This window comes from uncultured Streptococcus sp. (genome assembly GCF_901875575.1).
Lineage (GTDB): Bacteria > Bacillota > Bacilli > Lactobacillales > Streptococcaceae > Streptococcus.
Genome location: NZ_CABFMF010000040.1, coordinates 1 through 1,111, shown reverse-complemented (window position 1 = coordinate 1,111; position 1,111 = coordinate 1). Strand labels below are relative to the sequence as shown.

The 1,111-nt window shown below is 36.5% G+C and carries 1 protein-coding gene; it reads left to right on the top strand.

Annotated features, from left to right (window positions below; genetic code table 11):
* On the top strand, positions 1–868 hold an 868-nt coding region (locus QZ114_RS07665), incomplete at its 5' end, for a DUF1542 domain-containing protein (protein WP_295501712.1).
* Between the last annotated feature and the right edge of the window lie 243 nt (positions 869–1,111).

Genomic DNA, 1,111 nt, shown 5'->3' with positions numbered 1-1,111 from the left:
AGCGGCAAGAGAAGAAGCAGAAGCAGCGAAAAATGCAATTGATAAGGCAACAACATCAGAAGATATCAATAAAGTATTAGAAGATGGAAAAGAAAATATTGCAAAAATCAATCCAGTAGGTGCTAAAGAAGAAGCTAAGAAAGCAATAGATGAAGCCTTAGCAAATAAAGAAAAAGAGCTTGATGGAAGAACAGATTTAACTTCTGAAGAAAAAGTTAAGGCGAAAGAATTGGCAAGAGAAGAAGCAAAAGCAGCTAAGGATGCAATCGATAAAGCAACAAGTATCGAGGCAATCGAAAAAGCTTTAAGACCATTCTTATACCAAATTGATCAAGATGCGTTAGTATTTGATAGACCAGAATTAGATATTAAAGCAGCCTTACAAGCATCAATAACTGGAACAGTAATAGCTGAACGTGGTAATGCAATTACTCAAGCTGATATCATTGCTAAACTAAACTTACCAGAGAGTATTACGGTTATTAGCATAGACTTACCTGATACAACTACAGTAGGAATCAAGAATGCAAAAGTAACCTTAAAATTAGCAGACGGAACATTAGCAACAGTATTTGTCCCAGTTGAAGTTGTTGAAAAATCTGAAGAAAATCATCAACAAAATAATACTCAAGTAAAACCACAAGAAGTTTCAAAACCAGCAGCAGAACCTTCTAAGAATTCAGAACAAGTAGAAGATGGTAAAGATACACCTTCAAAAGTATCTGAAGAGAAGAACAACTCAAAACAAACAGTATTACCAAATACTGGTACAACAGAATCTGTAGTAGCAATGATTGCAGCTGCAGCTAGTGGTTTATTAGGACTAGGGTTAGCAGGACGTCGTCGTAAAGATAACGAAGAAGCATAGTTGACAATATTGTCCCAGCATGTATTTGGAATTTCATCAATACATGATAGTTGATAAAAGAATAATGAACGATCATGAATAGTAAAAGGAGCATTTCCAGCTGCGGAAATGCTCCTTTTTATATTATGTGACTATTAGTCCGTCTCGCTCCGTTAGGTGCGAGACAAAAAAACCACCCGCTATGCGGGTGCGCGTCGAAGGTTATACCCAAAAAACTCCAAACGCGATACAATAAAGGTGTTC